Raw genomic sequence first — 7,796 nt, 5'->3', positions numbered from 1 at the left:
GTGTGAAAGTCTGCGCAGCGTAACGTCAGGTTGTGGGAAATGCTTTACCTACATCAATCCCCTTAAACATGACAAATTTCTGCCGGTGACAAGTCAGGATACATTCCCACTCCAAAACATACTGCGATCCATGAAGGAGTTTGAGCGGCGCTCCGAGATTTACAGGGAAATCGGCGGGGTCCACAGTGTCTTATTCCACCATGAGGTATTTTCCGTTTTTAACGAGGATATCGGACGGCACAACTGTTTCGATAAGATAGCAGGCGTGATGCTTAGAAACGATAAAATGAACCTTGTTGAAAAGGGAATGCTGTTCGTGAGCGGGAGGGTTTCTTCTGAAATCATCACCAAGGTCATCAGACTCGGCGTTCCGGTTCTTGTGTCCCGATCAACGCCCACTGCGGCAGCGGTAAACCTCGCCAGAAAATACCATGTTACTCTGCTGGGATATGTACGAAAAAATTCCGGGTATGTATATTCAGGAGAAGAGCGCTTGGCGTAGGGAAGCATCATACCCCACTCCTTCCTCCCCCATCAGAGGAGGAGGGACTTAGGGAAGGGGCTATTTCGGAAGGTTTTGGCCGTCAATATTTCTAAAGAGAAAGGTGAAAAAAGAATAATATCGGTTGCGGTCTGTTTTTTGAGAACCTCGGTCTCGAAAATGACGCCCATATCTTTTACACAGTCGGGGATTGTGTCATGCCAAGAGAGGGAATCTTTGCGAAAATTATAGTCGGAGGTGAAGTTCAGGTAGATGATCGGATAGAAATTACCGGGTAAATATCTCCTTTATTGAAAGAGATGACTCGGTTTTTTGAAGAAGTATACAACATTTCAAATGGCAATTCTTGAGGCCGCTCTTGGCGAAATTCGGATAAGGCTGAACTTTTGTTCACCTACAAAGCCTCAATCCGTGGTTCAGCAATGGAGTGAGGATTACCAGTTGAACTGCATCCACAAACCTTATTTGACCGGCATACTTGGTAGTTGCGGAAGCCGGGGGATAAACATCCCCGCTTTAACTGGTTAGTGGATCTTTGACTGTTAAATAAACTGGTTCTATTTAAGAGGTTCAGCAATAAATACCAAGTTGTCGATTCCTTCTGCCCTCGCTTGTTCGGAGCTGACCACTTCAAAGTTCGTCCTTCCGGCGAAAGCCGAACTGCCAATATAAGTTTTCACATATATTGTTTCATTCTGGTGTAATTCAATGTCACCTGACTGCTCACCAGGATACATAATGACAGAAGTTTGAACTTGATGTTTTCCAGGGGCAACATCAACATAAAAGACTATACCATTACGTGACTCTCCTACTTTCCTGCCATCGAGAAGAATATCTGATTTCATTGCGAACCCAAAGAAGGCGCTCGGACGATAAAATATTATTCGACCCTGTCCTTTGGACAAAGCGGTAAATTCATTTCTCGTTGTAGAATACGTTGGACCGGTAGTTGCGCATCCAATGATGACTGTCATTAAAAACAAGCCAAGCAAGAATAATAGTATCCGATTGCGTTTCCTGAAACTGTGAGTTGTCTTCATTATACCCTCCTTGATATTCAGATTTTTTTACTAACCCCCATGGCCGGCCCGAGCAAAACGAAGGATGAAAATATTGATCTTGAGATAAAGGAGCGACTCACGGTAATCCACTGACAGAAGAATTTCCGACAAAACTTTTAATCAGGAGGAAGACCATGAATCGACATGAAGATAGCAAAATTATCGGGATTGTGCACCCTATTTGTTGATGGCCTCTGTTTTAATCATTGATTACCGTCCGAAAGGGTGGATCTCTGCGAGAATTGCCGTATGCTTTGTTACAGGAAGATGTACGTAAATTCGTGCAATAGAAAACCATATACTTGGCTGTTGCGTCTTTTTGTCCGTAATGAATAAGAAAAACAAACAGATGATGACTTCCATCTTATAAACTGTCAACCATCATTTTGTTACGTATAGGTATTTGAATTTGTTAACCCTTTCTTAGCTATTGCCTATAGCTTTCCCGCTACAAAGAAAACATTTCGCTGAATAGTTAAGTATATTTACCTGGGAATTGAAGATATTCTGAGAACATCAATTATCTGTGCAGTCGGGTTTTCGGGATGAATCATCCAGCATTGAGGATCACCCGCGAAGAGATTAGGGATGCCTCGATATTTTGAATAGGCGTGCTCCGTTTAACTGGCTCGATTCACGTCTCCTCCCAGTTCAACTCATAGCTTGCACTCCGACCTCTGCCAGGATTCTGTTTAATGATCCCGAGTTTCATAAGGTGATCTATCTCTCTGAAGGCTGTGGCCCGGCTGACTTTGGCAAGAGATACATATTTTCTGGTAGTCAGGCCGCCTGCAAAGCCGCCCTTTCCCGCATCAAGCAGCCGGTTTATGACTTTGCGCTGCCGCTCCGTGAGGAAATCCTCGGCATGTGATTTCCAGAATGCGGATTTATTCAGGACTATCGCGAGCATCCCTTCCGAGCGCTTGATGGCTCTGCAGAAACAGCCAAGGAACCAACATAGCCAGTCAGTAATATCACCATCACGCTTCTGGCAGTGCTCGAGAACATTATAATAGGCGTCCCGCTCTGCCATAATCTGAGAAGAAAGACTATAATAGCGGATCGATTGCCGGTCATCCTGGGACAGTGCCATATCGGTCAAGGCTCGGGCGATCCGGCCGTTGCCATCCTCAAAAGGGTGGATGGTCACAAACCAGAACTGGGCAATTGCCGCCCGGAGCAATCCTTCTACATTACCCCTGCTCTCTTTCCACCACTTAAGAAACTTGCCTATTTCAACAGATATGAGATCAGAGGGAGGGGCATCGAAGTGAATAGTTTCTCGGCCGATGGGGCCGGATACAACCCGCATGGGCTTGTCCCCCCGCCATTTTCCCACCCTGATCCTATGCATTCCAGAATAGCCGGTTGGAAAAAGCGCAGCTTGCCAGCCGAAAAGACGTTTCTGTGTAAGAGGCTCCTCATGATTTTTTGTGGCATCAAGGAGAACCGATACGAGTCCGTCGATATAACGGTCCACTCTAAGTCCCGCCGAAGGGAGCCCGAGCTTTCTTGCGACCGATGATCTAACGGCCTGAACATTGAGGCTCTCTCCTTCGATTAAGGCAGTCTTTGAGGTCTCCTCAGTTAATATTTCAACCTGGGCTTGGTTTTCAAGGGTAAATCCAAGATCGGCCACTTTACTCAGGAGTTTCCCCTGGAACAGCCGGCATTCACTCAGTGCAAGAAGAATGTCTTCGTTCTTCCATCTAAAGTGTGTCCAATCTGGATGCTCCCATAAGTACTGAGTCATTTATCGCCTTTTATTGCTTCAATTGGTGAAGCGATTATATTCTTTTTTCGCTTCATGTCAAGTTAATCTTAGTTGAAATACCATATTGTTAAGTCACTTATCCTTTCAATCCGGCGCCTCCGGTGTGATTCTCCATGTCATCTTTTTTACGCATCGACACAGGCGGGGCAGACAGCCATGCAGCGGAAGCATTCATACTGGAATCCGATAAACGAGGCCTGGTAGAGGCTCAAGAATTGGGGATCAAATATCATGGCCTTCTGCTGCTCCGGTGGTGCGGCCATGAATTTCCTGATAAACCCAATGGCGCCGCCGATTCCGTGGGGCTGTGAGTTCCGCAGGCATTTCAGGTTTTCCGTCTTTCCTTCCTCGTCCAGGGCGCGGGCGGGACAGGACTCGACGCATAGGCCGCACTCGTTGCATAGGACTTCTGTTATGGCGGGATCGGAGGCCATCTCCATATCCGTAAGGATCGCTGTGAAAATAACACGCGTGCCGAAGAGGGGCGAAATGACCAGATTATGCCGGCCGAAAATCCCAAGACCTGCGGCCACTGCTGCATGCCGGAGGGAAATATCCGCCACCAGACCCATATAAGGTGCGGCCATGTTCAGGGGATAGGACGCCATTATCGGCGCGGCCTTGACCCGGTATCGATCCTCTAATTCCTTGGCCGTGTGGAAAGTACAGCGCCTCGTCAAATCCATCTGGCCGATCCGGCCATGCATGCTGATCCGGCCGATGTCCGAGGCAAGAGAGCCGTCCAGTTCCCTGAACCCCAAAACGACCATTGAACGGATTCCCGGAAGGATTGTCTTCGGATCGGGTGACCGTTTTGATTGATAATCCTCGACGGCGGCAAAGCCGACGACATCAGCCCCATAAGATAAACCTATCTGTCGAATCTCTTCCTTGCTCATAACGCCTCCTTGTATTTCGTATACTAACTATATAGTCAAAAAAATTATCGCAGATCCTTCAGCATCCTTTTCAGAAGCATCTGCTCCTCCAGGCGCAGTCCGCCCAGTATTTCCTTATTTGCCTCATCCCGCTCTTTGGCCGACAACCCTTCCGCCTCGCTGATGCCCATAACGACGAGACTCTGCACCGGCGGCCGTATTCATGCAGACGCTTCTTGAAGCAGGCATACGCCTTCTGGTAGGCCTTGGCCAGCAGATAGAGGATGCAGTCGTGATAGACGCTCATGGGGTGAGGCTCCTTTATTTCGTATACTAAATAATTACCCGTTCCCCATCAAGGGAAAAAATGCATGAAGTAACGAATTTCGGAGCAACCGAAATTTCGTAGGCCTGCCTTTTAAAACTCTTAAAATAATTGATGAAAAGTTAATTATTTCATGGTAGCTTTCCCATGAAAAAGGAGGCGTTATCCTCACTGATACATCGGATTCAAAAGCAAATGGTTTTCAAAAAGAAATGAAAGGAGAAAGGTGATGAAGAGATTTGCTACGGTTGTAGTTATACTGCTTTTTGTAGCGGGTTTTGCGTATGCAAAGGATTACATGATCATAAAAAAGGCTGGCAACTACATGGTTCATGTAAAGATCGACAAGAATCCTCCCGTTACCGGCCTGAATAAAATGGAAATCGGCATCCAGGATACCATGGGGGCTGATGTAACCGATGCCATAGTATCTGTGGAATATAGCATGCCTGCAATGCCCGGGATGCCGGCCATGAATTACAAGACGAAATCAGAGCTGAAAAACAAAAAATATTTGGCAACTCTCAATTTTTCCATGTCGGGAGCCTGGAATGTTGTTGTCAAAATCTCGCGCGCAGGGAAGACACAATCGGTAAAATTCAATGTGGATGTCAGCTAATACATGGAAAACGATCATTCTTATTATGGCGGTCTTTCTTCTTGGGAACTCCGCCTTTGCCCAGGAATTGAAGCTCTCCGATCTTGTCGATGAGGCCCTGAAGAATAATCCTGATATTCTGGCCTCTCAGGCAAGGATCGAGGCGGCAAAGTACAGGATCCCGCAGACGAAGAGCCTCCCCGATCCCATGGTTTCGTTCGGGTATCAGAACGAGGGCTTTAGCCGTTACACCTACGGCGAGGAGCAGGGTTCCCAGTGGATGTTTTCCGCGTCGCAGCAGTTTCTCTTCCCCGGCAAGCGTTCGCTGAAAGGGGAAATGGCGCAGCGGGATGCCGAAAGCCTGGAAGCCATGCATGAACTCCTGAAGCTCAGGACGGCAGCGCGGGTTAAGGAACTCTATTTCGATCTCTTTCTGGCCTACAAAAATATCGACCTGTTGAAGAACAAGAGAGATCTCTTTGTCAGGATAGAAGATCTCACTCTGGTACGTTATGCGGCAGGGAAGGCGATACAGCAGGAAGTCGTCATGGCGCAGACCGAAAAATACATGCTTCTCGAAAAAGAAGAGATGTTCAAACAGAAGATTCAGTCCCTGGAAGCCATGCTCCGGGCCACAACAGGCAGGGGAAAGGGACCGCCCCTGGGGAGACCGATTGAACCTGTTTATCAATCCGTCCGTCTCGATGTCGATGAGGGCGTCAAGATGGCCCTCAGCAAGTCTCCCGAAATAAAATCCAGGAATAAAATGATAGAAGCGGCCGACACCAGAGTTTTAATGGCCCAGAAAGAGTATTATCCTGACTTTACTATCAACGCCGGCTATTTTAACCGATCAGGGGATTTTAAAGATATGTGGAGCGCGACGGCGACGATCAACATCCCCCTGTACTTCAAAACGAAGCAGGAGCCGGCCGTCCTGGAGGCGAAAGCGTCTCTTGCACAGGCAAAACAGGAACTGGAGGCCGTAAAACTGATGATTTCAGCGGCCATACAGGATAATTTCTCCATGCTCAGATCATCGGAAAAGCTCATGGACCTATACAGGAATGGCTTGATTCCGAAAAACACCCAGGATGTTGAGTTGGCCATCACAGGATATTCTACCGGGAGGACGGAGGCAATCGTTGTGATTTCCAGGCTGAAAACCCTGCTGGATTATGAAATCCTTTACTGGAGTCAATTTGTGGAAAGAGAAAAAGCCATTGCAAGACTCCATGCAATTACGGAAGGCCTGGCCTCGGTACAGGGAGGTGAAAAGAAATGATCAGGCGGAACCAAAGCATTATTTTTACGTTCATCGGTGTCATGGGAGTCTTATTCCTCCTTTCGGGGAATATTGTTTCATCACCTGCCTGGGCCCAGGGACATGCAGGGCATACGGCGAAGCCGCCGGCGGCAGGAGCGGAGAAACCCAAGACCGTCACACCCCAGATCAAGCAACCGGCTCCACAGGAAGAGGCGACAGAAGAGGCTCCCCAAGTTGAAATTACTCCGGAACAGCAGCAACTCATCGGAGTCAAGACGGTCAAGGTTTCCCTGAAGCCCCTGCAGAAGGTCATTCGCACGGTGGGACGGATCGAGGCTGATGAGCGGAAGCAGGCTACGGTCAATACGAAGATTGAGGGCTGGATTGAGAAGCTCTATGTAGATTACACGGGCCGCTACGTCAAGAAGGGGGAGCCCCTGGCGGAGATTTATAGCCCGGAGCTTCTGGCAACACAACAGGAATTCCTGGGGGTCTTAAAATGGGCAACACAGCCGGGCGACAAGAAAAAGGATGACACGCTCGGCCTTATGATAGCAAAGGATGCCAACGCCGCACTGGATGCGGCAAGGCAACGGCTGCGGCTCTGGGACATATCCGAGGCACAGATCAAACATATCGAACAGACGGGCAAAGCTGTCCGGACATTGACTCTGTATAGCCCTGTCAGCGGGTTTGTTACGCAGAAGATGGCCGTCCAGGGAATGAAAGTCATGCCGGGAGAAAAGCTCTTTGACATAGCCGATCTCTCCACCCTCTGGATCATCGCCGATATTTATGAATACGAGTTGTCCTTCGTCCGGGTCGGCCAACCGGCCCGAATTACCCTCAGTTATTTTCCGGGAAGAGAACTATCGTCACAGATTGATTATATCTATCCCACCATTTCAGCGGATACCCGGACAACGAAGGTTCGACTGACACTGCCCAATCCAGGCGGCCGGTTGAAACCCCAAATGTTTACGAATGTGGAAATAAGGATCAACCTGGGCAAAAGGCTTGTCGTCCCGGAATCAGCCGTGATTGATACAGGGACGGGGCAGGTGGTCTATGTGGACCGGGGGAATGGCGCCTTCGAACCCCGTGAGGTTCAACTCGGCCTCCGGGCGGACGGCGCCGTGGAAGTATTGCGTGGCCTCAAAACCGGCGAAAAGGTTGTATCATCGGCCAATTTCCTGATTGATTCCGAAGCACAGCTTAAAGGTGTCAAACCCCTGCGCAGGCTGAAATGAAATAAAGGAATGAAAAAAATACCTTCTTCCAAGTCCCCCTTTTGTAAAGGGGGATTTAGGGGGATTTTCAATGGGTTCGCCAAAATCCCCCCTGCCCCCCTTTCAAAATAAAGGGGGGTTAGCAAGAGATAAGTCAAT

Annotated in this window: 8 protein-coding genes; 4 read left to right on the top strand and 4 right to left on the bottom strand. The window is 48.4% G+C overall.

Annotated elements, in window-relative coordinates; all coding sequences use genetic code 11:
* On the top strand, positions 1-502 hold a 502-nt coding region (locus NTW12_13475), incomplete at its 5' end, for a formate dehydrogenase accessory sulfurtransferase FdhD (protein ID MCX5847347.1).
* 557 nt (positions 503-1,059) lie between these two features.
* Here the strand turns inward: NTW12_13475 and NTW12_13470 are convergent.
* From NTW12_13470 to NTW12_13455, 4 genes are all read right to left on the bottom strand, one after another.
* Positions 1,060-1,545: a DUF2846 domain-containing protein gene (locus NTW12_13470; GenBank protein ID MCX5847346.1), complete on the bottom strand. Its 486-nt coding sequence runs from the start codon at positions 1,543-1,545 to the stop codon at positions 1,060-1,062.
* A 655-nt stretch (positions 1,546-2,200) separates the two neighbouring features.
* Positions 2,201-3,319, bottom strand: a complete 1,119-nt coding sequence (locus NTW12_13465) for a Fic family protein (protein MCX5847345.1) — start codon at positions 3,317-3,319, stop codon at positions 2,201-2,203.
* 146 nt (positions 3,320-3,465) lie between these two features.
* Entirely contained in the window at positions 3,466-4,239 is a 774-nt protein-coding gene (locus NTW12_13460; GenBank protein ID MCX5847344.1) for a 4Fe-4S binding protein, read from the bottom strand.
* A gap of 44 nt (positions 4,240-4,283) precedes the next feature.
* Positions 4,284-4,427, bottom strand: a complete 144-nt coding sequence (locus NTW12_13455; GenBank protein MCX5847343.1) for a hypothetical protein — start codon at positions 4,425-4,427, stop codon at positions 4,284-4,286.
* 345 nt (positions 4,428-4,772) lie between these two features.
* On the opposite strand from NTW12_13455, the gene NTW12_13450 reads away from it, so the two are divergent.
* From NTW12_13450 to NTW12_13440, 3 genes are read left to right on the top strand one after another with little or no spacing between them, the layout of a single operon-like run.
* The gene (locus NTW12_13450) at positions 4,773-5,162 is read left to right on the top strand and encodes a FixH family protein (GenBank protein MCX5847342.1); all 390 of its coding nucleotides are present in this window, start codon (positions 4,773-4,775) and stop codon (positions 5,160-5,162) included.
* Positions 5,152-6,426: a TolC family protein gene (locus tag NTW12_13445; protein MCX5847341.1), complete on the top strand. Its 1,275-nt coding sequence runs from the start codon at positions 5,152-5,154 to the stop codon at positions 6,424-6,426. The genes NTW12_13450 and NTW12_13445 overlap by 11 nt, the downstream gene beginning before the upstream one ends.
* The gene (locus NTW12_13440; GenBank protein ID MCX5847340.1) at positions 6,423-7,658 is read left to right on the top strand and encodes an efflux RND transporter periplasmic adaptor subunit; all 1,236 of its coding nucleotides are present in this window, start codon (positions 6,423-6,425) and stop codon (positions 7,656-7,658) included. Before NTW12_13445 ends, NTW12_13440 begins: the two co-directional genes overlap by 4 nt.
* Positions 7,659-7,796 lie beyond the last annotated feature (138 nt).

This window comes from Deltaproteobacteria bacterium (assembly GCA_026388545.1).
Taxonomy (GTDB): domain Bacteria; phylum Desulfobacterota; class Syntrophia; order Syntrophales; family UBA2185; genus JAPLJS01.
The sequence above is the reverse complement of the archived record's forward strand: the minus strand, read 5'-3'. Positions and strand labels throughout refer to the sequence as shown.

Coding starts and splice junctions, on each gene's coding strand:
- NTW12_13470 (MCX5847346.1), bottom strand. CDS start 1,545: ATGAAGACAACTCACAGTTTCAGGAAACGCAATCGGATACTATTATTC.
- NTW12_13465 (MCX5847345.1), bottom strand. CDS start 3,319: ATGACTCAGTACTTATGGGAGCATCCAGATTGGACACACTTTAGATGG.
- NTW12_13460 (MCX5847344.1), bottom strand. CDS start 4,239: ATGAGCAAGGAAGAGATTCGACAGATAGGTTTATCTTATGGGGCTGAT.
- NTW12_13450 (MCX5847342.1), top strand. CDS start 4,773: ATGAAGAGATTTGCTACGGTTGTAGTTATACTGCTTTTTGTAGCGGGT.
- NTW12_13445 (MCX5847341.1), top strand. CDS start 5,152: ATGTCAGCTAATACATGGAAAACGATCATTCTTATTATGGCGGTCTTT.
- NTW12_13440 (MCX5847340.1), top strand. CDS start 6,423: ATGATCAGGCGGAACCAAAGCATTATTTTTACGTTCATCGGTGTCATG.